Source organism: Streptomyces sp. NPDC028711, from assembly GCF_055565415.1.
The window spans coordinates 455,372-478,378 of sequence record NZ_JBVHUJ010000001.1 but is presented as its reverse complement, the minus strand read 5'-3'; the positions used below and the strand labels follow the sequence as shown (position 1 = coordinate 478,378).

Here is a 23,007-nt window from a genome sequence, read left to right as displayed (position 1 = left end):
GCCCCCTCTTCCCGTACCTCCAGGGAGCACCCCCGTGACACGCAAGAGAACGGCGGTCGCGCTCGCCGCCGCCCTGTGCGCCACCCTCGTGCCCGCCGTCCCCGCGGCCGCCGCCCCCCGGCCCCCCGCGCCCCCGTCCGACCGGACGCTCGCGGCCGAGCCCGCCCGCCAGGACCTCACCCGCGAGCAGTTCTACTTCGTGCTGCCCGACCGCTTCGCCAACGGCGACGCCTCCAACGACCGGGGCGGTCTCACCGGCAGCCGTACGCAGACCGGCTTCGACCCCACCGACAAGGGCTTCTACCAGGGCGGCGACCTCAAGGGCCTGACCCAGCGGCTCGACTACATCAAGGGCCTCGGCACCACCGCCATCTGGATGGCGCCGATCTTCAAGAACCGGCCCGTCCAGGGGGAGGGGAAGGACGCCTCCGCCGGCTACCACGGCTACTGGATCACCGACTTCACCCAGGTCGACCCGCACTTCGGGACCAACGAGGACCTGGAGAAGCTGATCGCCGCCGCCCACGCCAAGGGCATGAAGGTCTTCTTCGACGTCATCACCAACCACACCGCCGACACCGTCGACTACGCCGAGCGGAAGTACGGCTACCGCCCCAAGGGCGCCTACCCGTACCTCGACGCCTCGGGCCGCCCCTTCGACGACCGGACGAAGATCGGCGAGGTGGACGCGGACTCCTTCCCGTACACCCCCGTCGCCTCGGGCGAGAAGGCGGACACCAAGGTCCCGGCCTGGCTCAACGACCCCACGATGTACCACAACCGGGGCGACTCCACCTGGGCCGGCGAGTCCGCCGAGTACGGCGACTTCGTCGGCCTCGACGACCTGTGGACCGAGCGCCCCGAGGTCGTCGAGGGCATGAAGCGGATCTACGAGACGTGGGTCCGCGACTTCAAGATCGACGGCTTCCGCATCGACACCGTCAAACACGTCGACCTGGACTTCTGGACGCAGTGGGCCACCGCCCTCGACGCGTACGCGAAGAAGCGGGGCCGCGAGGACTTCTTCATGTTCGGCGAGGTCTACTCCGCCGACACCACCGTCACCGCCCCCTACGTCACCCGGGGCCGGCTCGACGCCACCCTCGACTTCCCCTTCCAGGACGCGGCCCGCGCCTTCGCCTCGCAGGGCGCCGGAGCCGACCGCCTCGCCAAGGTCTTCGCCGAGGACTACCGCTACACCACCGACAAGGCCAACGCCTACGAGCAGGTCACCTTCCTCGGCAACCACGACATGGGCCGCTTCGGCACCTTCCTCAAGCAGGACAACCCGCGGGCGAGCGACGCCGAACTCCTCCAGCGGGCCCGGCTCGCCAACGAGCTGATGTTCCTCTCCCGCGGCAACCCGGTCATCTACTCCGGCGACGAGCAGGGCTTCACCGGCGCCGGCGGCGACAAGGACGCCCGCCAGCCGCTCTTCGCCGCGCGGTCCGCCGACTACCTCGACGACGACCAGCTCGGCACCGACCGCACCCACGCGAGCGACGCCTACGACACGAAGCACCCCGTCTACACGTCCGTCGCCGCACTGTCGCGCCTGACGAAGACGCACCCGGCGCTCCGTGACGGCATCCAGCGGGAACGGTACGCCGAGGGCTCCGTCTACGCCTTCTCCCGTACGGACGCGAAGGCGCGCACCGAGTACCTGGTCGCCACCAACAGCGCCACCACCGAGAAGACCGTCACCGTCCCCGTCGACTCCGCGAGCTTCCGCGTCCTGTACGGCGGTCAGGGCGCCGTCGCGGCTTCCGACGGCAAGGTCACCGTCACCGTCCCGGCCCTCTCCTCCCTGGTCCTCAAGGCCGACGCCCCGCTCCCGGCCCCCGCCGCGAAGCCCACCGTCGACCTCAAGGCCCCCGCCGCGGGCTCCACCGGCACCGTCGAACTCACCGCCGACGTCACCGGCGGCGGCCTCAACCGCGTCGTCTTCGCCGCCCAGACCGGCAACGGCCGCTGGCAGACGCTCGGCACCGCCGACCACGCCCCCTACAAGGTCACCCAGCACGTGACCGCCCCCGCCGGCACCCCGCTCCGCTACAAGGCCGTCGTCGTCGACAGCGCCGGCCGCACCGCGAGCGCCACCGCCGCCACCACGGCCGGCGCGCCCCCGGCCCCCGAGAAGCCCGTCGCCGTCGAGCGGACCCACGCGATCGTCCACTACAAGCGCGAGGACGGGAACTACGACGGCTGGACCCTGAAGGCCGCCGGGCAGGAGGCCGCGTTCACCGGCCGCGACACCCACGGCGCCTTCGCCTGGGTGAAGGTCCCCGAAGGCGCCTCCACCGTCACCTACACCGTCGAGAAGGACGGCACCGCCGACGGCCCCCAGCGGAGCATCACCCTCGGCCGCACCGGCGAGGTCTGGATCACGCAGGGCGCCGACGGCCAGTCCGACACCAACCCGGCCCCGGCGACCCCGGACAAGACCAAGGCCGTCATCCACTACCAGCGCCCGGACGGGAACTACGACGGCTGGGGCCTCCACACCTGGACCGGCGCCGCCCAGCCGACCGACTGGTCCAAGCCCCTCATGCCCGTCCGCACCGACGCGTACGGCGCCGTCTACGAGGTGCCGCTCACCGAGGGCGCCACCTCCCTCTCGTACATCCTCCACAAGGGCGACGAGAAGGACCTGCCCACCGACCAGTCCCTCGACCTCGCCACCTACGGCCACGAGATCTGGACGCTCTCCGGACAGCAGAAGTACCTGCTCCCGACCGTCGGCGGCGCCCCGAACCTCGACCTCACCAAGGCCGAGGCCCAGTGGATCGACCGCGACACCGTCGTCTGGAAGGTCAAGGCCACCGACGCCACCAGCCAGCAGCTGGTGTACGCGAAGGACGGCGGGATCACCGTCACCGACGGGTCGCTCAGCAGCGAGGGCCAGTGGCTCCGGCTGAACCCCTCCTCCTTGAGCGACGCCCAGAAGGCCAGGTTCCCGCACCTCAAGGACTACCCGGCCTTCACCCTGGACCCGCGCGACGCCGACCGCGTCCGCGCGTCCCTGCGCGGCCAGCTCATCGCCACCCAGCGCGCCGCCAACGGCGCCCTCCTCGCCGCCACCGGCGTCCAGACCGCCGGGATCCTCGACGACCTGTACGCGCCGAAGGCGACGAAGGCGAAACTCGGCCCCACTTTCCGCGACGGCCGCACCACCCTCTCCGTCTGGGCCCCCACCGCCCAGTCGCTCGCTCTCGAACTCGACGGGAAGACCGTGCCCATGCGGCGCGACGAGGCCTCAGGCGTCTGGTCCGTCACCGGCCCCAGGTCCTGGGCGGGCAAGCCGTACCGCTACGTCGTGAAGGTCTGGGCGCCCACCGTCCAGAAGGTCGTCGTCAACAAGGTCACCGACCCCTACTCGACCGCCCTCACCACCGACTCCGCCCGCAGCCTCGCCGTGGACCTCACCGACACCCGGCTCGCGCCCAAGGGCTGGACGTCCCTCAGGAAGCCGGCCGCCGTGCCGCTCCGGGACGCCCAGATCCAGGAACTCCACGTCCGTGACTTCTCGGTCGCGGACCCGACGGCGAAGCCCGACCACAAGGGCACCTACCTCGCCTTCACCGACAAGGACAGCAAGGGCTCCCGGCACCTCAAGGCGCTCGCCGACTCCGGCACCTCCTACGTCCACCTCCTCCCGGCCTTCGACATCGGCACCATCCCCGAGAAGAAGTCCGACCAGCAGGCGCCCGCCTGTGACCTGAAGGTCTACGCCCCCGACTCCGAGGAGCAGCAGGCCTGCGTCGCCGCCGCCGCGGCGAAGGACGCCTACAACTGGGGCTACGACCCGCTGCACTACACCGTCCCCGAAGGCTCCTACGCCACCGACCCGAACGGCACCCGCCGCACGGTCGAGTTCCGGCAGATGGTCCAGGCCCTCAACGGCCAGGGCCTGCGCACGGTCATGGACGTCGTCTACAACCACACCGTCGCCGCCGGACAGTCCGACAAGTCCGTCCTCGACCGGATCGTGCCCGGCTACTACCAGCGCCTCCAGGCCGACGGCACCGTCGCCACCTCCACCTGCTGCGCCAACACCGCGCCCGAGAACGCCATGATGGGCAAGCTCGTCGTCGACTCCGTCGTCACCTGGGCCCGCGACTACAAGGTCGACGGCTTCCGCTTCGACCTCATGGGCCACCACCCGAAGTCCAACATGCTCGCCGTGCGCAAGGCCCTGGACGAGCTGACCGTCGCCCGCGAAGGCGTCGACGGCAAGGCGATCGTCCTCTACGGCGAGGGCTGGAACTTCGGCGAGATCGCCGACGACTCCCGCTTCGTCCAGGCCACCCAGAAGAACATGGCCGGCACCGGCATCGCGACCTTCTCCGACCGGGCCCGCGACGCCGTCCGAGGCGGCGGCCCCTTCGACGAGGACCCCGGCGTCCAGGGCTTCGCCTCCGGCCTCTACACCGACCCCAACACCTCCACCGCCAACGGCACGCCCGAGCAGCAGAAGGCCCGCCTCCTCCACTACCAGGACCTGATCAAGGTCGGCCTCACCGGCAACCTCGCCTCCTACACCTTCACCGACACCTCCGGGCGTACGGTCAAGGGCTCCGAGGTCGACTACAACGGCGCCCCCGCCGGCTACGCCGCCGCGCCCGGCGACGCCCTCGCCTACGCGGACGCCCACGACAACGAGACGCTGTACGACGCGCTGGCCTTCAAGCTCCCGGCGGGCACGTCGGCCACGGACCGCGCCCGCATGCAGGTCCTCGCCATGGCGACCGCGACCCTCTCGCAGGGCCCGGCGCTCTCCCAGGCCGGTTCGGACCTGCTCCGCTCCAAGTCCCTCGACCGCAACTCGTACGACAGCGGCGACTGGTTCAACGCGATCCACTGGGACTGCCGCGAAGGCAACGGCTTCGGCATCGGCCTCCCGCCGGCCGCCGACAACAAGGCCAAGTGGGGCTACGGCAAGCCGCTGCTCGTCAACCCGGCCCTCACGGTCGGCTGCGAGCAGATCGACGGAGCCTCCGCCGCCTACCGCGACCTCCAGAAGATCCGTACCACCGAGCCGGCGTTCTCGCTGACCACGACCGGCCAGGTGCAGGAGGCCCTCTCCTTCCCGCTCTCCGGCCGCGACGAGACCCCGGGCGTCATCACGATGCGCCTCGGCGACCTGGTCGTCGTCCTCAACGCGACCCCGGCCGGCACCTCGCAGAAGATCACCGAACTGGCGGGCAAGGGCTACGCCCTCCACCCCGTCCAGGCCGCAGGCTCGGACCCGGTCGTCAAGTCGGCTTCGTACGAGGCTGGTTCGGGCACCTTCACGGTCCCGGCACGCACGGTGGCCGTCTTCAGAGCGGGATGACGGTCACCTCGGGGGTGACCCGCTAGCCCGTGCCGTCGGCGCCGAGCACCCCGCTACGCGCCGACGGCACACCTGTCCCGCCCCGTGTGGGCAATCGTCCCGCAGGGCGTGGGGGTCCCCCCGGACGGAGTCTGGGGGAGGGTGGGCACACGGGACGGCGCCCCCTGCCGGGCCCAGGCTTCCGCGCCTGAACGTGCACCACGGGTGCGCCGGGGTCACTTGTGCCGTCACGGCGATCACCGCGAAGCTGTGGCCAGACATCCGACCGCCGTACCCCTCCGCCCGGGAGTGACCCTCATGCCGCAGATCACCGTCGACTACTCCGCGCCCCTCGACCGCCGCGGCTTCGCCCGCGCCCTGCACCCGCTCGTCGTCGAGACGGTCGACACCACGCTCGACGCCTGCAAGACCCGGTTCCGGGAGGTCGAGGAGCTGATCGTCGGCGACGGATCGACCTACGACGCCGTCGTGCACGTCGAGATCGCCCTGCTGCCCGGCCGTACGGAAGAGCTCAAGGCCCGACTCTCCGAGGCCGTCCTCGACCTGCTTGAGACCAGCCTCAAGACGACCGAGGGCGTCCGCCTCACCGTCGAGATCCGCGAACTCGAAGCGTCCTACCGCAAGCGCTGACCGGACGAGGCCGACGCCTCGGGCACGAGCGCGACGAGCCGGGCCACGAGCTCCCCGAAGGGGCCGTCGGCCGGCTCGTCGGCGAGGATGCCGACGAGGATCCCCGCCATCTCCGGGTCGTACGCGGCACTCACCGCCGCGAGCGCCGCGAAGTCGTGCACCAGCTGCAACTCGAGCTCCGCGCGCGGGACCCGGCGCCCGTCCAGCCAGAGCAGCGCCGTCGACTCGGCGAGCGACACCCAGGACCGGACGACCAACTCGAGCCGGGCCGAGGGCTTCTCGACCTCCAGGTGCGCCAGGATCTGCTCGTACGCGGCCTGCCGCACCTCGTCGATCATCGCGTTCGTCGTCGAGGACCCCACCGCGGGGCCGCCCCGCATCAGCGCCGCGAACCCCGGCCCGTGCTCGTCCACGAAGTCGAAGAACCGCCCCATGACGCGCAGCAGCCGCGCCCCGAGCGGCCCCTGCGGCGGCTCCACGAACCGGGCCGCCAACTCGTCGGCCGCCCGCCGAAGGGCCGCCTCGTACAGGCTCTGCTTGCCGGGGAAGTAGTGGTAGACCAGCGGCCGCGAGATGCCCGCGGCGGCGGCGATCTCGTCGATGGAGACCTCGTCGGGAGAGCGGTGGCTGAAGAGTTCGAGAGCCACCCCGATCAACTGCTGCTTGCGCTCCTCGACGCCCATCCTGCGGCGTACCCCGGTCGTCATACGAACAGCCTAACGGGGTCCGTTACGCTGCTGCTCCATGAGCGCTTCCGACCAGGACACCAAGGCCGCGAAGGCCCCGGAGGCCCCTGAGGCCGACGAGCCGAGCCGCGAGGCCTCCGCGGGGGAGACCCCTGCGGAGAAGCCGGAGGAGAAGCCGGAGAGGACTTCCACGGAGACTCCTGCCGAGCATGCCGAGGAAGGCCCTGGAGAAGGCGCCGAAGACGCCGCTGCGGACGGAGCCGACGAGGGCGCCGACGAGGGCGCCGACGAGGACTCCGCAGCCGTCGAGGAGGGCTCCTCGGGCCTCACCCCGAAGCAGGCACGGCGGCTGCGCGTCGCCGCCGCCTCCGTACTGCTCGTGGCGATGGCCGTCGTCCTCGTCATCCGTCTCGCGAGCCGGACGTCCGTCCTGGTCGTCGGTGTGTACGGCCTCGCGATGATTCTCTGCGGCGTCGTGATCGAGCTCTCCCGCAACGGCCGTACGCGGCTCGGCACCTGGCTCCTGGTGGGAGGGCTCCTCGCCGCGCTGGCCTTCGACTGGCTGATCCTGCCGTAGGACGGCGGTCAGAGGTCGAGCACGAGCCGCTCTCCCGCGCAGCGCGAGACGCAGATCAGCATCGAGTCGTCCCGCTCGGCGTCGGTGAGCAGCTCGTCCCGGTGGTCGACCTCCCCTTCGAGGACCTGCTGGCGGCAGGTGCCGCAGAACCCCTGCCGACAGGAGTACATGACTCCGGGAACCTCCTCGCGCACCACCGAGAGGACCGACCGGTCGGCCGCCACCGTCACCGTACGGCCGGAGCGGCGCAGTTCGAGCTCGAAGGCCGTGCCGCCGGTCGTCGCCGCGGCCGAGAAGCGTTCGAGGCGCGGCGCCCGGCCCTCCGGCATCGCCGCCGTCACCGCGTCCATCAGTCCGTCGGGACCGCAGCAGTAGACGAGGGTCTCGGCGGGGACGTGCGCGAGGAAGCCGAGGTCGGGGCGGCCCGACTCGTCCTCGGCGACGACGGTGACCCGGTCGGCGAGCGCCTCGACCTCCGTCAGGTACGGCATCGTGGACCGGCTCCGCCCGCAGTACACGAGCCGCCAGTCCGCCCCGGCCGCCTCGGCGGCGCGCAGCATCGGCAGGACTGGGGTGATGCCGATGCCGCCGGCGACGAACACGTACGCGGGGGCGTCGACCAGCGGGAAGCGGTTGCGCGGGCCCCGGATCTCGATCTCCGCGCCCGCGTGGAGCCGTTCGTGGACCTCGCGCGAACCGCCTCCGCCGTCCTCGATGAGACGCGTGGCCACCGTGTACGAGGAGAGGTCGGCCGGGTCACCGCAGAGCGAGTACTGCCGCACCAGGCCGGAGGGCAGGACGAGGTCGACATGGGCGCCGGGCTGCCAGGCGGGCAACCCGCGCCCTTCCAGGCGCAGTTCGACGACGCCGTCGGCGGGCGTGGCGCGTCCGGTCACCACGACCTTGCGGGGGACGGTGCTGCCCCTGCCGTATCCGGACACGGGCTCGTCGAGGGCGGGCATCGGCCACAGCGGGGCCGTGGACATGCGGCTGCTGACGGCGCGGCGGACGAGCAGGGCGGCGCCCGCGACGAGGGCGACGGTGGCGAACCGGGGCATCAGCGGCCTCCGTTCGCGCCGGGCGACGAGGCCAGGTAGGCCATGGCCTGGGCGGTGTCGCCCTCCTGGGAGGGGTGGTAGGCGCGGCTGAGGTAGCGGGGTATCGAGCGCAGCATGTCCGGGGTGGAGGGCAGGACGCCCTGCCGGCCCTTGCGGACGAACTGGCCGAGGGAGGCCTTGCCGTCGAGGAGGCTCGGGTCGTTCTCCATGAAGAAGCGGACGCCCCGCTGCCAGAGGAAGACGAGCGCGGAGAGGGCGAGCGCCCAGGTGCGGGCGCGCCGCCGGTAGCCGCCGTCGAGGTGCAGGAAGAGCTCGAAGGCGACCGAGCGGTGCTCGACCTCCTCCGCGCCGTGCCAGCGCAGCAGGTCGAGCATGACGGGGTCGGCGCCGACCCGGTCGAGCTCGTCGGCGTTGAGGACCCAGTTTCCGAGGAAGGCGGTGTAGTGCTCGATGGCGGCGATCAGCGCGACCCGCTCCATCAGCCACCAGCGGCGCGGCCGGCCCGGCGGCAGGGTGCGGTCCCCGAGGAGCTTCTCGAAGAACCAGTCGACCTGCGCGGTGTACGGGGTGGGGTCGAGGCCCTGCGCACGGAGGTGGGGGAGGACGTCGTCGTGGGCCTGGGAGTGGACGGCCTCCTGGCCGATGAAGCCGATGACGTCCTGGCGCAGCCGGTCGTCGGTGATGTACGGCAGCGCCTGCCTGTAGACGTGCACGAACCAGCGTTCGCCGGCCGGGAGCAGCAGGTGCAGCACGTTGATGGTGTGCGTGGTGAAGGGATCGCCGGGTACCCAGTGGAGCGGGGTCCGCTCCCAGTCGAAGGAGACCTTGCGGGCCTTGAGCTCCACGTGCTCCGACGCCACCGGTGCGGGCTGCGTATTAGACATGACGTCAATGTACTGAGGCGTAGGGGAAGGCGACAGGCCTGTGCACCCCGAATTTCGCCACGCCCCTGCCCGCGCCCGACCGGCTCGGGCTCCGCGTCCGCTGGCGCTCCCGGTTCGGCTCCGGCTCGGGCTCCGCGTTCGCTGGCGCTCCCTGTTCGGATCCGCTTCCGCTCGCGTCGCCCCTCGTCGGCTTCGTCCCCCCTCGGGCTAGCGCAGGGCGTCGACGCGTGTCCCGTCCCGCAGGGTGCCGTCCAGGTCCGCCCGTGCCCCGGCGGCCGCCTTCACCGCGAGGACCGGGCCGTCCGAACGGCCCTTCACGCCGCCCGAGGTCTCCAGGGCGGAGAAGTCCGGGCTGCCCGCCGCCAGGACGTACCAGCCGCCGCTCGGCGCCTGCCACAGGACGCCCGCCAGGACCCGGGGATCCCGCACCCCGCAGGCCGGTGACCCCTCGGAGCGGGCCGCGAGCGCCGCCGGGACCTCGGGGGACGGGACCAAGAACTGGGCGAGGACCCTGCTGCCCGTGCCCCGCCAGGTCTCCGCGCGCGTACAGAGCCAGGTGCCCTGCCCGGCGCCCTCGGGGAGCGGCTGGTGGGCGAACCGCCAGGCGTGCACCGACCGCACCCCGTGCGCGCGTACCGCCGACAGCTGGCAGACGGTACGGGCCCAGGCCTCGCGCGCCTCCGTCCCCGTCGCGTCCACCGGCGCGTCCGGCGGGCCCCACAGGAGCCGGGCGGGGGCCAGTTCGCCGAGGTCGGCGAGGAGCCGCAGCCCCGAACCGTCCCGCACCTGGAGGGTGTTCCAGCGGGTGCAGTCCTTCGCGAGGGCGGGGCTCGGCACGGGCTCGGTCATCCCGTGCGCGTCCCGCGCCAGGGGCCGGGGGTCCTTCGAGGGCGCGAGGAGGTCCCGTACGGCCGTCTCCTTGACCCAGGGAGCGGTCAGATAACGGACGTTGCCCGCGGCGCGGGACACGACGAGAGCCGCCGAACCGATGGCGTCGGCGCCGTCCGTACGCGCGAAGTCGAGCGCGGCGCCGGCCGTTCCCTCGACCGGCTCCGCGTACCGCACCGCCCGCAGCCCGTCGTGGAGGAGCACCACACGGGCGCCGTCGACCACACCGGCGAACAGCAGCTGCGGCGGGCCCATCGGCGGCCCCACCGGCGTCCCGGGCGTCGCCGAGGAGCGTACGGAGGCGCCCGGCCTCGCCCAGACTGCGAGCGCACGCCGCAACAGCGCGCTGTCGCCGGTCAGACCGCCACGGGCGGGCCACACGGAGAAGTCCTGCCGGGTCGAACCGGGCCAGGCGGCCGGGGCGACGCGCTTGAGCGCGCCGGGGTCGAGCGCGGCCTCGGCGGCCGGGTTGCGGGCGTACGAGGGCGCCGCAGCACCGTTTCTTCCCCACCCGTCCCCGGGCAGCCCGAGCAGCGCCCCGCACACGACGAGCGCGGCGACGGCGACGACCGCGGCCCGACCGTGCTGCCGCCGCCGCAGCAGATCGGTGGGTCGCGCCTGCAGCGCACAGGGATCGAACTCGTCGGACTCGAGCAGGGCGGCACCACTGAGGCGGCGGGAACGAGCGGGGGGCGCGGTGGTGTGCCGACCGGGGCCGCTCGCGCGGCCGGGCGCACCGCCGGGTGCGTCCGGGCCGCCGGGCCCCCGGGGGCCGGCCTGTTCGCCGACCTTCTCCGTACGCCCGTCCGGGCCGAGGGGCCTTCCCACGACGGGCGGCCCGGCCGAGGCCCCGGCCTCCGGCTCACCCGCCGCCCCCGGCTCGCCGGATCCTCGGGGGCCGGCCTGCTCGCCGACCTTCTCCGTCGTACGCCCGTCCGGGCCGAAGGGCCTCTCTTCGGCGGGGGCTCCGGCCGAGGCCCCGCCCTCCGCTGCGCCCGCCGCCTCCGCCGCCTCCGGTTCGTCCACCGCCTCCGCCTCCGCGAGCGCCCCCGCCGGGTCCTCGACGCCGACCGACGCCAGGACCCGCAGCACCTCGGGGTCGCCCTGGCGTTCCAGGCCGCGCAGGACGTACGCCGCGCGTCCGGGCCCCGAGAGCCGGGACAGGCGCTGGTCGAGGGCGAGTTCGTCGGCTCCGCCCACCCGGGGGAACAGCCGCAGCCCCCACACGTGCGGGAGCAGCGGCGGGAACTGCGCCCGGCGCGGCAGCGCGAGGCGCCGAAGCGGCAGCCCGGCGACGAGCGCCTGCCGCAGCACCTCACCCCGTACGTACGCGTAGCCGGGATCCACCGCGTCCTCCGCGAGCCGCGGCGCCGGCAGGGCAGGGCCGGGCACCCGGCGGCGCGGCAGCGAACGCTGGACGAGCGCGTGTGCGGTCAGCACCCGGCGGTTGCGGCCGAGCGAGGGCGGCAGCACGAGATACGCGATGCGGACGAGACGCGGATAGCGCTCGACGAGCGCGGCCTCGGCCTGCTCGACGTCGACGGGGCCCATGGGGGAGGGGACGAGATCCTGGGTGCTCACGTTCAGCAGAACGAGCGATTCTTCCGATGGTCACCCCGGCCCCAGGGCCGACACGCCGTGCGCCGCGGGCCGACGAGACAACCGCAGCCCGGCGACACGGCCCCCGACGGTCACGCGGTCCCGTTCCCGTCGGCTCGGCCCGTCGGCACTTCCGCCTACACCGTCAGCCGCTCACGGATCCGCTCCGTCACCTCGTCCGGGACGCCCAGCCCCTCCCGTACGTACTTCTCCATCGACCCGTGCCGCACGGCCACTTCGTCGAGCGCCGCCTCCAGGTACTCCGGCACGACCCCGATCAGGTCAAGCGCGAGGTCCGGGTCGCCGCCCTGTGCCGTGAAGCCCTCGATCATCGGCGCGAACGCATGTCGTACCGCCGTGTTGACCGCAAGGTACTCGCTCCGCACGGTCCGGTCGTCCGCGCCGAGCAGGCCGAGGACGACCGTCGCCGCCCAGCCCGTACGGTCCTTGCCCGCCGAGCAGTGGAACAGCAGCGGCCCGGCGCCCGGAGCGCCCAGTTCGGTGAGGAGGGTGCGGTAGGAGGCGCGCCCGGAGTCGCTGGAGACGAAGGTCCGGTACGTCCGGGCGAAGGCCGCCCGGACCTGGCCCCCGCCGAGGAACTCCTCGGCGAGCGCCGGGTCGGTGAGCAGTTCCCTCAGGCGGGCGGCGGGCGGCAGCCCGCTGATGGCCAGATGGTCGGCCAGCACGTCCGCGACGAGCAGCCGCGCGCCGGTGGGCAGCCGGTCGGGCCGGTCGCAGCGCTCCCTCTCCGTACGGAGGTCGACGACCGTACGGATGCCGAGGTCGGCGATCGCCGGTTCGTCCGGGTCGAGCCGGTCGAGCTGCGCGGAGCGCAGGACCTGGCCGGGACGGACGGAACGCCCGGCTCCGAGCGGCAGGCCGCCGAGATCGCGCAGGTTGGCCACGGAGGCGGCGGGGATGGCGGGCATGCGGCGGCTCCTCCGGTTCGTACCCCTTCGTCTTGACCGTAAGGGATCATCCCGGTTCGAGCAGGCCAGGGCCTCAGGAGCCGCGCCAGAGCTACGCCAGGAGCTCCGCCTCCCGCGCGGCGGAGAGCCCGACCGGCGGCCGGTCGGGGCGGTGCGGCGGGACCCCGCCGAGCGATTCCAGCCACGCCCAGGTGTCGGCGACCGTCTCCTCGACGGGCCGGCAGCGCAGCCCCGCCGCGAGCGCGCGGGAGACGTCGGCGGTGTGCATCGCGTCGTACATCTCACCCGGCGGCAGCCACACGGGCAGCTCCGTCCACGGCTCGACCCCGGCCGCGAGCAGCGTCTCGGGCTCGGTCCAGCGGAGCTCGGCGTCCGCGCCGGTGACCCGGACACAGGCGTCGAGCAGCTCGCCCATGGTCGTGTGGCCGGGCGGCGAGACGAGGTTGTACGGCCCCGAGAGCCCGGCGGCGACCGCGTCGAGCGTCCACTCGGCCAGGTCGCGGCCGTCGACGTACTGGATCGGCAGGGCGGCGGGTCCGGGGGCGAGGACGGGGCCGCCGCGTGCGATCCGGCCGAGCCACCAGGGGAGCCGGCCGATGTTCTCGTACGGGCCGACGATGAGGCCCGCCCGGACGAGCAGCGTCCGGTCCGCGCCGAAGGCCTCCGTGACGGCGAGCTCGCCGCCGCGCTTGGCCTCCGCGTACGGCACGTCCCCGGCGTCCGGGGAGCCCTCCACCAGCGGTCCGTCCTCGTCGAGCCCGGCGGCCGGCGGCCACGCGTAGACGGAACGGCTCGACACGTACGCGTACCGCCCGACCCGGCCGGCGAGCAGCCGGGCCGCGTCCCGTACCGCCGAGGGAGCGGCCGACCAGGTGTCCACGACGGCGTCCCAGGAGCCGGTGGCGAGAGCGGCGAGACCCTCAGGACCGGTGGTGCGGTCGCCGAGCAGCGAGGTGACCCCCGCGGGCGGCGCGTGCCGGCCCCGGTGGAAGACGGTCACCTCCCAGCCCCGTTCGAGCGCGGCCTCGACGACCGCGCGGCCCACGAACTCCGTACCTCCGAGCATCAGCAGCTTCATGATCGGATCCTCTCCGGAGGCGCGTCGGGGGGCCAGCGCTTTCCGCTCCGGGAGGATTCCGCCACGGGAGGAACGGCAGGAACGGGAGGAACGGCAGGAACGGGAGGAACGGCACGGGAACCCGCGCGGACGTCACACGATCCGCGTGGCAGCGGGAGGCGGTCTCGTGCGGGGCCCGGCCGGGTGACAGCATGGCGGGCGATGACGGATGCCCGGTCGCCCCTGCGCGCGCTGCGAGCCGCCCTGTTCGCGGTGGTGTGCGTGACTTTGGCGGCTGTGGGGCATTCGTCCATGTCTGCCCACCGGCTTCCGGCGCTCGCCCTGCTCGGCGCCTTCGCCGTGACCACGGCCGCCGGCTGGGCCGCGGCGGGCCGGCGCAGGGGCGCGCCGGCGATCGCGGGCGCACTGCTCGCCTTCCAGGGTGCGCTGCACCTGATCTTCTCGACGGCCGGTTCCCACCCGGGGGACACGGGCCACGCACCGCCGACGCATCCCGGGCACCACGGCGGCGGAACGCACGCGACGCACAGCGCGGGCACAGCTACGGGCACGGGCGCCGACACGGGCATGGAGGTGCTCTCCGGCGCTTCCTCGAGCACGGCCGGCATGCTCGCCGTCCACCTCCTCGCCGCGCTCCTCTGCGGCCTCTGGCTGGCGCACGGCGAAGCGGCGTTCTTCACCCTGGCCCGAGCCGCCCTGGCGTACGCCTTCACCCCCCTGCGCCTGCTCTCCGCACGCGTCCGACTCCCCGACGCCCCGCGCCGCCCGGTCCGCAGGACCCGGCGGAACACCCACCGGCCGCACACCGTCGTCCTCGCGCACACCCTCTCCCGGCGCGGCCCGCCCCACGCGCGCGTACCCCACGCCACGGCCCTCGGAGCAGACGTCTGACCCGGGGGTCCTCCCCCTGTCTGCACCGACTCCCAGGACAGCCATGACCGTCGACGATCCCGCACGCCCGGAAACGACCGCACGCCCGGAAACGACCGAGGCGCCACCGGCGCAAGCCGCGCACACCACTCCCACCCCCCACAAGCCCGGGACCTGGAGCGCCCTGCGCCCCCTCGTCCTCCGCCTCCACTTCTACGCGGGCGTCCTCGTCGCCCCGTTCCTCCTGGTGGCCGCCGCAAGCGGCCTGCTGTACGCGCTCTCCTTCCAGGCCGAGAAGATCGTGTACGCGCACGAGCTCGACGTACCCGTCGGCGACACGACCCTGCCGCTCGACCGGCAGGTGAACATCGCCCGCAAGGTCAATCCGAACGGCACCGTCACCGCCGTATGGCCGGGCGCCGAACCGGGCGCCACCACCCGGGTCCTGATGACCGACCCCGACGTCCCCGAGGGCACGTCCCTCGCCGTCTTCGTGGACCCGTACACGGGGGACGTACGCGGGCAGCTGCCCAGCTACGGCAGCTCCGGCGCCCTCCCGCTGCGGACCTGGATCGACGGTCTGCACCGTGATCTGCACCTCGGTGAGTTCGGCCGCAACTACAGCGAGCTGGCCGCGAGCTGGCTGTGGGTCATCGCGCTGGGCGGCCTGCTGCTCTGGCTCGGACGGCGACGGAGGAACCGCCGCGCCCTGTTCGTCCCCGAGGGCGGTCCGGCGTCCCGCCGCCGGACGCTGTCCTGGCACGGCTCGGTCGGGCTGTGGGCGGTGACCGGACTCGTCCTGCTGTCCGCGACGGGCCTCACCTGGTCGCGGTACGCGGGGGAGAACATCGGCGCGGTCCAGGACGGCCTCGGCGGCGCGACGCCCACGCTCTCCGCGACGGTCGACGCGGGGACGGCCGGCGGCTCCTCGGAACACGAGGGCCACGAGGGCCACGGCGGCGCGCACACCGGGGGCGGCACCACCGCCCAGGGGCCGGACATCGGCCTCGACAAGGCACTGGAGGCGGCCCGCGCGGCCGGCATCGACAGCCCGAGGATCTCGGTGGTCCTGCCGGCCGAGGGCAAGGGGTACGTGGTCAAGGAGACGGACACGCAGTTCCCGCTCCAGCTGGACTCGGCGGCCGTGAACCCGGCGGACGGCACGGTCCTCGACCGGCTCGCCTTCGCCGACTACCCGCTCCTCGCCAAGCTCACCCGGATAGGCATCGACGCGCACACCGGCGTCTTCCTCGGCCTGTTCAACCAGCTGGCCCTGGCGGCCCTGGCGCTCGCCGTGATCCTGCTCGTCCTCTGGGGCTACCGCATGTGGTGGCTGCGCCGACCGGGCCGCCCGGTGGCGCGGGGGGCGTGGCGGAGCGTCCCGGTGACCATGCTGCTGCCGCTCGCCGCCGCCACGGCCCTGGTGGGCCGGTTCGTCCCGCTGCTCGGTCTCAGCCTGCTGCTGTTCCTGGCGGCCGACCTCGCCCTGGCCCTGGTGTCCCGGCTTCGGGCGAGGTCGCGAACGAACTGATCAGGGCGTGTACTTGTAGCCGACCCGCCGCACGGTCTGGATCGTGTGGCGGTGCTCGGCGCCCAGCTTGCGACGCAGCCGGGCCACGTGCACGTCGACCGTCCGGCCGTCGCCGACGTGCCCGTACCCCCACACCGTGGTGACCAACTGGTCGCGGGTGTGCACCCGGTGGGGGTTCGCCACGAGATGGGCGAGCAGTTCGAACTCCAGATACGTCAGGTCGAGCGCCCGCCCGTCCACGAGGGCGATCCGCCGCACGCCGTCGATGACGACGGGCCCCTGCTCCTCCACCGCGACGGACGCGGGGGCGGACGCGGGCGCGGCGACGGGCAGCGGCGGCTGCTGGTCGGCCGGTACGAGCACCAGGTACCCGACCATCGGCGGCCGTCCCGGCAGCGTCGGCAGGGTGTGCGGGGGAGCGGGCAGCAGGGTGGCGCCGGGCGGCAGGAAGTCCGCGACCCGGGCGAAGTCGACGCCCTCGTCGGGGTCGACGGCGCGCAGTCGGTGCCGGCCGGGACGGACGGCCGTGAGGGAAGCACTCTGGGTGTGGGCCATGAGAGGTCAGCTCTTTCGCGCGGAGAAACGGACGGACAGGAGTCGTACGTCGTGCGCGTCGGCCGAAGGCCGGGGATCGGACCGTACCGATCGGGGCTTTAGAGGGCCGACGCGTTCCTCGCGCGGCAACACACCCGGTCGAAGTCGTGATGCTGCCGGGAAGGCCAGAACGGCTCGAGGTCATGACGACCCGTCGCGCTGTCGTTCCGTGTGAAGGCCATATCCCTATTCAACCAGAAGGGAATGCCGGTGAGCAGCCCCTGTCCGGTCCGAGCCCGTGTCGCCCTCACCACACGAGGAAAGGGGGCGCCACGAGGAAAAGGGGCGCCCCCCGTACGAAACGGTGGGCGCCCCTTCCGGGGATCCGGAGACGTGCGGATCAGACCTGGCCGGCCTTCTCCAGGGCCTCGCAGCAGGTGTCCACCAGGAGGCGGGTCACCACGTACGGGTCCACGTTCGCGTTCGGGCGGCGGTCCTCGATGTAGCCCTTCTGGTCCTGCTCGACCTGCCACGGGATGCGGACCGAGGCGCCGCGGTCCGAGACGCCGTAGGAGTACTGGTCCCACGGGGCGGTCTCGTGCAGGCCGGTGAGGCGGTCGTCGATGCCGGCGCCGTAGTTCTTGACGTGGTCGAGCGGCTTCGAGCCCTGGCCGAGGGACTCGGCGGCGGTGATGATCGCGTCGTAGCCCTCGCGCATCGCCTTGGTGGAGAAGTTGGTGTGCGCGCCCGCGCCGTTCCAGTCGCCCTTCACCGGCTTCGGGTCGAGCGTCGCCGAGATGTCGAAGTCCTCGGCCGTGCGGTAGAGCAGCCAGCGGGCGATCCACAGCTGGTCGGAGACCTCGAGCGGCGCCAGCGGGCCGACCTGGAACTCCCACTGGCCCGGCATGACCTCGGCGTTGATGCCGGAGATGCCGAGACCGGCGGTGAGGCAGTTCTCCAGGTGCGCCTCGACGACGTCACGGCCGAAGATCTCGTCCGCGCCGACACCGCAGTAGTAGCCGCCCTGCGCGGCCGGGAAGCCGGCCTCGGGGAAGCCGAGCGGGCGCGAGCCCTTGAAGAAGGTGTACTCCTGCTCGATGCCGAAGATCGGCTCCTGAGCGGCGTACTTCGCGGCGACCTCGGCAAGGGCGGCACGCGTGTTGGACTCGTGCGGCGTCATGTCCGTGTTGAGGACCTCGCACAGCACCAGGATGTCGTCGCCGCCGCGGATCGGGTCCGGGCAGGAGAAGACCGGCTTGAGGACGCGGTCCGAGGCGTGGCCCTTGGCCTGGTTCGTGCTGGAACCGTCGAAGCCCCAGATCGGCAGCTGGTCGAGCGCGAGCGCGTCACCGACGATGATCTTCGTCTTGGAACGAAGCTTCGCGGTCGGCTCGGTGCCGTCGATCCAGATGTACTCAGCCTTGAAGGTCACGGGCCTCATCCTTTGGGCGTGCTGCTGCGGGAATCGCAACGGCTCGCGGCGCTGCGAGAAGCTGCGGTGTCTGTGTCCGGTCGCAGCTTCGCAACACGGGATTTCCCGTCGGTTGCCCGAATGTGAACCCCGTGTTACTCAGCCTTCCTGTGTTTGCCGCAGCCCCTGTGCGACACCGTGCGCGTCCAGGAGTCCGCCGAGCCCCGCGGCCCGCACCCGCCGCACCACCTCGGCGTACGAGGTCCCGAGGGCCTCCGCGGTCCGTCCCGGGTGCCAGTCGCAGGCGGCGAGCCGGTGCAGCAGATACCCCTTCCGGATCTGGTTCTCCGAGAGCCGGAACGTCTTCAGATACACCGCCCGGCCCTTGCGGTCGGTGATCAGCTCCCCGATGTGCTGCTCCCGGCCACCGCGCTGGAACGGCGGAAGGAACCGGTACAGATCGAACGGCCCCGCCCGGTACACCCGCTCGAAGGCGTACGAGGTCTCCAGGAGGTCCCGGGCCATCAGCCCGTCATGGGCCACCGCCCAGGCCCGTTCCTGCTCCCGCGCCGCCGCCCGCAGGTCGGCGAGGGTGCGGATGCCTCCCGCCCCGTCCCTGATCCGCGCCGTGAACTCGGGCACGGGCCCGCCGTAGTGCGCGTACTGGTGCACCAGCTCCCCGAACAGGTCCTCCACGAGCGTCGGGTGCAGCAGCCGGTAGTCGTCCGGGTGCGGCACCACGAACGCGGCGGCCAGCGCGTCGGCCACGTACAGGAACATCCCGCACTGCCCGGGGTGCACCTCGAAGACCCGCAGCGCCTCCGCGAGCCCCGGCACCGCCCACCCCGCGTACGCCGCCTCGGCACGCGGCGAGAGGCCGTGCCGCAGCGCCTCGCGCGACCAGTCGTCCCAGACCACGGACGGCCCGCCGAAGTGCAGCGCGAGATACCCCTCAAGGGCGAGGTGCAGCGGGAGGAACCGCAGCCTCCGCTCACCGTGGCGCCGCTTGGCCATGCGGTGGAGCCGGCGTACGGGCACGTGGGCGGGCGGCTCCTCCCCGCCGAGCCGGGTCCCGTAGGCGGCGGACTCCGCCCCCGTACCCGTCCAGTCGGCGACGAAGCCGTGCGGGATGTACGAGCTGTAGACCGTGCGGTCGCCCACTTCCACAGCGCCGTACCCCTCGTACACCTCACGGTGCAGCCGCAGCCCCGCCACCGGCTCGGCCCGCACGAGCGGCACCAGCCGCACCCCGCCCCACACCTGCGCGGGCCGCACCTCGAGACCGGTGAGATCGATCCGGGTCATCCTTCGGTCCCTTCGAGGAAGAGCTCCACCCGCCGGTCCAGATAGGCCCGCAGCTCGCCGAACCCCGTCCGTCCCTCGGCGAACTGCGCGATCTCCACCAGCGCCGCCAGGTCCTCCGCGTCCCGGATCCCGGCCACGGGCACGCTCGGGGCGAGCCGGCGCACGTCGAAACCCTCCGCGTCGTATACGGGGTTCAGGTGCACCACGCTGGTCCGCCGCTCCGGATCGAGCCGCGTCCGCCACACCCGAAGGACCTCGCCCGCGAGCCCCGGCGGGGCGTTGTCCCAGCCGTCCGAGACGATCACGAGCCGGTCGGGGCCGGTCTCCAGGGCGTCGAGGATCCGCAGGCCCAGCGGGGTCGGCCCGGACGGCCGGACGAGCAGCGGATCGCTGCCGCCCGAGGTCCACAGCGGGGTGTACGCCCCCGGCGCCGCGAGGGCCTCCAGGAGGTGGTGGGAGCCGAGCGCCACGGCCAGCGGACGGCGCCGCTTCACCGCCGAGCCCGAGGAGGAGAAACTGTCGTCGAGCACGGCCGCGACCCGCCCCCAGCTCCCGGCGTACGGGCCCGCCGCGCGCCGGGCCGCGGCCCGCAGCGCACCCGTCAGTTCGGCCCGCCGCTCCACCCGCTCGCCGAACGGCAGCGAGAGGACGTACAGGGCGAGACGGGTCAGCGGCATCACCGACAGGTCGGCGGCCCGCTCGGTCCTGAGCTGTTCGAGGCGGGTCATCCGAGGGGCGATCCGCTCCAGGAACACCGCGCGCGGCACCCCGTGCTTCGCCGCGAACCCCTCCGCGACGGTGAACGGCAGCTCGTAGAGCGCGCCCTGTTCGTAGTGGGCCCGGCGGAAGGCGTCGAGCGTCGCGTTCTCGTACCGGACCCGGCGGCCGGGCGCGAAGAGGAAGTCGCCGGTCTCCGGATCGGGCAGCCGCCCGTGGACGTGCCGCAGGGCGGACTTCAGACCGGCCCGGTACTTCACCGCGTCCAGGGCGTGATCCGGGCGGGCCGCGAGCCACGCGCGCGTGATCGCGCGCGTACGCCGGTTGTTGACCCCGGCCCCGCGCAGCGCGCGGAACAGCCGGTAGACCCGCTGCGGCGGGAGCAGCGCGAGACGCGCGCCGATCAGCCGCCCCTCGGCGCGCTTCTCCTCGGGCCCGCCCGCCTCGTCGGCGGTGCGCAGCAGCTGCTCGATGATGAGGCAGGCGTTGTGGTGGTTGATGTCGAGCGCCAGGGCGGCGGCGTACACGGGCCGGTAGTTGATCCGGACGTACTCGTGGACGAAGCGGAGTGAGAAGTGCTGCTCGGCGGCGGAGGAGCGGAACTCACGCTGTCCTGTGGCGGTCACGGCGGCGTTGACGAAGAGGAGCACGTCCTCGGCGGCGACGAGCTCGGACAAGGCTCTCCCCTTCTTGTGGGCGCCGGCCGGGGAATGAGGGCGCGAACAGCGAAGACGTTGCTTCAGAGGCAGGTTCCGGAAGTCGCACCGGAGTCCCGCGGCCGGCCCGGACACGCTAACACCGGGCGGGGGGAGGTCCGCCAGGGCATTTCGGGGCGACCGGCATCACCGGGGCCGTTGTCACTGCCACCCGGCAGACTGGGGGCATGGTGAAGAACCCGGGCGCGAAGCCCCGTATCGGACTCCTCGGCACCGGCCCCTGGGCCGCGCGCACGCACGCGCCCGCGCTCGCCGGGCACGCCGGGATCGAGTTCAGCGGGGTGTGGGGCAGACGCCCCGAGGCGGCGGCCGCGCTCGCCGCCGCGTCGGGCACGCGCGCCCACGACGACGTGGACGCCCTGTTCGAGGCCAGCGACGCCGTCGCCCTCGCGCTGCCGCCGGACGTACAGGCCCCGCTGGCGGTGCGGGCCGCGGCGGCCGGGTGTCACGTGCTCCTCGACAAGCCGGTCGCGACGACGGTCGCGGGGGCGCGCGAGGTGACCGAGGCGGTCGAGGCGGCCGGGGTCGCCTCGGTGGTCTTCTGCACGCTGAGGTTCGCCGAGCCGACGGCCCGCTGGATCGAGGAACAGGCGGCGGCCGGCGGCTGGTTCCTGGGCCAGGCGCACTGGCTCGGCTCGCTCTACGGACCCGGTTCGAGCAGCGCGTACGCGGCCTCTCCGTGGCGACGGGCGAAGGGCGGCCTCTGGGACGTGGGCCCGCACGTGCTCTCCGTCTACCTGCCGGTCCTCGGCGACGTCACCGAGATCACCGCGGCGCCCGGCCCCGACGACACCCACCACCTGGTCCTGCGGCACACCTCGGGCGCGAGCAGCACGGCCACGCTCACCCTCAGCGCCCCGCCGGAGGCGGCGGAGGCGGCCCTCACGCTGTACGGCTCCGGCGGCAGAGCCGAACTGCCCCGGTGGAACGGGGCGGTGGACGCCTTCGGCGCGGCCGTCGACGCCCTCGTCACGGCGGCCCGCACGCGCGTGCCCCACGCGTGCGACGCCCGCTTCGGCCTCCGCCTCACCGAGATCCTGACGACGGCGGAGAGGGCAGCGGCAAGCCGTACGTAGGGCGCGCACCCGCGTGGGTGCCGGTCACCGCACCCGGCTCATGAGATCCCGGACACCGCTCAGGAACCGCCGGACGGCCTCCTTCTCCCGCTCGTCGAAGCCGCCGAGAAGCGTCACGGCCCCGTCGATCAGAGGCCCGAAGTGCACCCGGCCCAGCTCCTTCGCCCGTTCCTCCACGGTGAGGAGCACGCGCCGCCGGTCGCGGGTGTCCCGGACGCGGGCCACGTACCCGAGGCGCTCGAGCCGGTCGACGACGGCGGTCGTACCGGCCGAGTTGAGTCCGAGCCGCTCGCTCAGCGAGATTATTGCCGAACGAGAGGACGGTGTCAGCCCATGCCCGCCACCTTCGACTCCGCGTACGACGAACTCCTCGCGCGCTGGCCGCACCCCACGGAGGCCGCGGAACTCCCCACCCCCTTCGGCGCCACGCACCTCCTGCGCCACGGCGTCGAGGACGGCCCGCCCGTCCTCCTGCTGCCGGGCGGCGGGGCGACCGCCTGCTCCTGGCGCACCACGGCGGCCGTGCTCGGCGCGACGCACCGGGTGCACGCCGTGGACCTCGTCGGCGGACCGGGCCGCAGCAGGGCGGACGGGCGCCCGATCCGAACAGCCGCCGACCTCACGGCCTGGCTGGACGCCGTACTCGACGGCCTCGGGCTGACCTCGGCGGCCTTCTGCGGCCACTCGTACGGAGGGTGGATCGCGCTCCGGTACGCCCTGGCGGCCCCGGACCGGACGGACCGCCTGGTCCTGCTCGACCCGACCGGCTGCTTCGCCGGCTTTCGCCCCGGCTACCTGCTGAGGGCCCTGCCGATGCTGCTGCGCCCGACGCGGGCGAGGACCGCGGCGTTCCTGGCGTGGGAGACGGCCGGCGCGGAGCACGACCACGAGGTACGGCGCCTCGACGCCCTGGCGGCGGAGCTTCCCCGCCACCGCCCGGTCACGGGCCCGCGCCCGACCCCCGCCGAACTCGCGGAGCTGCGACCACGGACGCTGCTGCTCCTGGCGGAGGGCAGCCGAGCGCACGACGTGCGCAGGGTGGCGGCGAGCGCGACGGCCCTCGGCCTGCGGACGGAGCTCCTGCCCGGCGCGACGCACCACACGCTCCCGGCGACCCTGCCGACGAAGGCACTGACCGAGATCAGCGCCTTCCTGAAGCCGACGTGACCTCAGCTCCCCGACC

Annotated in this window: 18 protein-coding genes; 7 read left to right on the top strand and 11 right to left on the bottom strand. The window is 73.4% G+C overall.

Going from position 1 to position 23,007, the window contains the following annotated elements:
- The first annotated feature begins 34 nt into the window (after window positions 1-34).
- Window positions 35-5,335, top strand: coding sequence for a pullulanase-type alpha-1,6-glucosidase (gene pulA, locus ACZ4VK_RS02130; RefSeq protein WP_468347510.1), 5,301 nt, complete (start codon window positions 35-37; stop codon window positions 5,333-5,335).
- Between the two features lie 297 nt (window positions 5,336-5,632).
- On the top strand, window positions 5,633-5,965 hold the full coding sequence (locus ACZ4VK_RS02125; protein WP_468347508.1) for a 5-carboxymethyl-2-hydroxymuconate Delta-isomerase: 333 nt from the start codon (window positions 5,633-5,635) through the stop codon (window positions 5,963-5,965).
- Here the strand turns inward: ACZ4VK_RS02125 and ACZ4VK_RS02120 are convergent.
- Window positions 5,950-6,672 carry a TetR/AcrR family transcriptional regulator gene (locus tag ACZ4VK_RS02120; RefSeq protein ID WP_468347506.1) on the bottom strand — a complete coding sequence of 241 codons (723 nt, stop codon included), beginning with the start codon at window positions 6,670-6,672 and terminating at the stop codon, window positions 5,950-5,952. The genes ACZ4VK_RS02125 and ACZ4VK_RS02120 overlap by 16 nt on opposite strands.
- Window positions 6,673-6,709: 37 nt before the next feature.
- On the opposite strand from ACZ4VK_RS02120, the gene ACZ4VK_RS02115 reads away from it, so the two are divergent.
- A complete protein-coding gene (locus tag ACZ4VK_RS02115; protein ID WP_468347504.1) occupies window positions 6,710-7,228 on the top strand; it encodes a hypothetical protein in 519 nt (172 codons plus the stop codon).
- A gap of 8 nt (window positions 7,229-7,236) precedes the next feature.
- Here the strand turns inward: ACZ4VK_RS02115 and ACZ4VK_RS02110 are convergent, their stop codons facing one another.
- The 5 genes from ACZ4VK_RS02110 to ACZ4VK_RS02090 form a co-directional block, all read right to left on the bottom strand.
- Entirely contained in the window at window positions 7,237-8,286 is a 1,050-nt protein-coding gene (locus ACZ4VK_RS02110; RefSeq protein WP_468347502.1) for a PDR/VanB family oxidoreductase, read from the bottom strand.
- The gene (locus ACZ4VK_RS02105; RefSeq protein WP_468347500.1) at window positions 8,286-9,170 is read right to left on the bottom strand and encodes a metal-dependent hydrolase; all 885 of its coding nucleotides are present in this window, start codon (window positions 9,168-9,170) and stop codon (window positions 8,286-8,288) included. The genes ACZ4VK_RS02110 and ACZ4VK_RS02105 overlap by 1 nt, the downstream gene beginning before the upstream one ends.
- 207 nt (window positions 9,171-9,377) lie before the next feature.
- Window positions 9,378-11,609 carry a hypothetical protein gene (locus tag ACZ4VK_RS02100; RefSeq protein ID WP_468348795.1) on the bottom strand — a complete coding sequence of 744 codons (2,232 nt, stop codon included), beginning with the start codon at window positions 11,607-11,609 and terminating at the stop codon, window positions 9,378-9,380.
- A gap of 185 nt (window positions 11,610-11,794) precedes the next feature.
- Entirely contained in the window at window positions 11,795-12,586 is a 792-nt protein-coding gene (locus ACZ4VK_RS02095) for a tyrosine-protein phosphatase (protein ID WP_468347498.1), read from the bottom strand.
- 91 nt (window positions 12,587-12,677) lie between these two features.
- Window positions 12,678-13,664, bottom strand: a complete 987-nt coding sequence (locus tag ACZ4VK_RS02090; RefSeq protein WP_468347496.1) for an NAD-dependent epimerase/dehydratase family protein — start codon at window positions 13,662-13,664, stop codon at window positions 12,678-12,680.
- A gap of 291 nt (window positions 13,665-13,955) precedes the next feature.
- Between ACZ4VK_RS02090 and ACZ4VK_RS02085 the strand changes: the two genes are divergently transcribed.
- Window positions 13,956-14,555, top strand: coding sequence for a hypothetical protein (locus ACZ4VK_RS02085; protein ID WP_468347494.1), 600 nt, complete (start codon window positions 13,956-13,958; stop codon window positions 14,553-14,555).
- A gap of 43 nt (window positions 14,556-14,598) precedes the next feature.
- On the top strand, window positions 14,599-16,065 hold the full coding sequence (locus tag ACZ4VK_RS02080) for a PepSY-associated TM helix domain-containing protein (protein WP_468347492.1): 1,467 nt from the start codon (window positions 14,599-14,601) through the stop codon (window positions 16,063-16,065).
- On the opposite strand, the gene ACZ4VK_RS02075 is transcribed toward ACZ4VK_RS02080, so the two are convergent.
- From ACZ4VK_RS02075 to ACZ4VK_RS02060, 4 genes are all read right to left on the bottom strand, one after another.
- A complete protein-coding gene (locus ACZ4VK_RS02075) occupies window positions 16,066-16,620 on the bottom strand; it encodes a winged helix-turn-helix domain-containing protein (RefSeq protein ID WP_468347490.1) in 555 nt (184 codons plus the stop codon).
- Between the two features lie 379 nt (window positions 16,621-16,999).
- The gene (glnII, locus tag ACZ4VK_RS02070; protein ID WP_468347488.1) at window positions 17,000-18,031 is read right to left on the bottom strand and encodes a glutamine synthetase; all 1,032 of its coding nucleotides are present in this window, start codon (window positions 18,029-18,031) and stop codon (window positions 17,000-17,002) included.
- 138 nt (window positions 18,032-18,169) lie between these two features.
- Window positions 18,170-19,315: an ARPP-2 domain-containing protein gene (locus ACZ4VK_RS02065; protein WP_468347486.1), complete on the bottom strand. Its 1,146-nt coding sequence runs from the start codon at window positions 19,313-19,315 to the stop codon at window positions 18,170-18,172.
- Window positions 19,312-20,709 (bottom strand): hypothetical protein, encoded by a 1,398-nt coding sequence (locus ACZ4VK_RS02060; RefSeq protein WP_468347484.1) that lies wholly within the window; start codon window positions 20,707-20,709, stop codon window positions 19,312-19,314. The genes ACZ4VK_RS02065 and ACZ4VK_RS02060 overlap by 4 nt, the downstream gene beginning before the upstream one ends.
- A gap of 206 nt (window positions 20,710-20,915) precedes the next feature.
- Between ACZ4VK_RS02060 and ACZ4VK_RS02055 the strand changes: the two genes are divergently transcribed.
- Window positions 20,916-21,824, top strand: a complete 909-nt coding sequence (locus ACZ4VK_RS02055; protein ID WP_468347482.1) for a Gfo/Idh/MocA family protein — start codon at window positions 20,916-20,918, stop codon at window positions 21,822-21,824.
- Between the two features lie 24 nt (window positions 21,825-21,848).
- Here ACZ4VK_RS02055 and ACZ4VK_RS02050 read toward each other — a convergent pair whose 3' ends face one another.
- The gene (locus ACZ4VK_RS02050) at window positions 21,849-22,211 is read right to left on the bottom strand and encodes a MarR family transcriptional regulator (protein WP_468347481.1); all 363 of its coding nucleotides are present in this window, start codon (window positions 22,209-22,211) and stop codon (window positions 21,849-21,851) included.
- Here ACZ4VK_RS02050 and ACZ4VK_RS02045 point away from each other — a divergent pair.
- Window positions 22,158-22,991 carry an alpha/beta fold hydrolase gene (locus ACZ4VK_RS02045; RefSeq protein ID WP_468347479.1) on the top strand — a complete coding sequence of 278 codons (834 nt, stop codon included), beginning with the start codon at window positions 22,158-22,160 and terminating at the stop codon, window positions 22,989-22,991. The two genes, ACZ4VK_RS02050 and ACZ4VK_RS02045, sit on opposite strands and share 54 nt — an antisense overlap.
- Window positions 22,992-23,007: the final 16 nt, after the last annotated feature.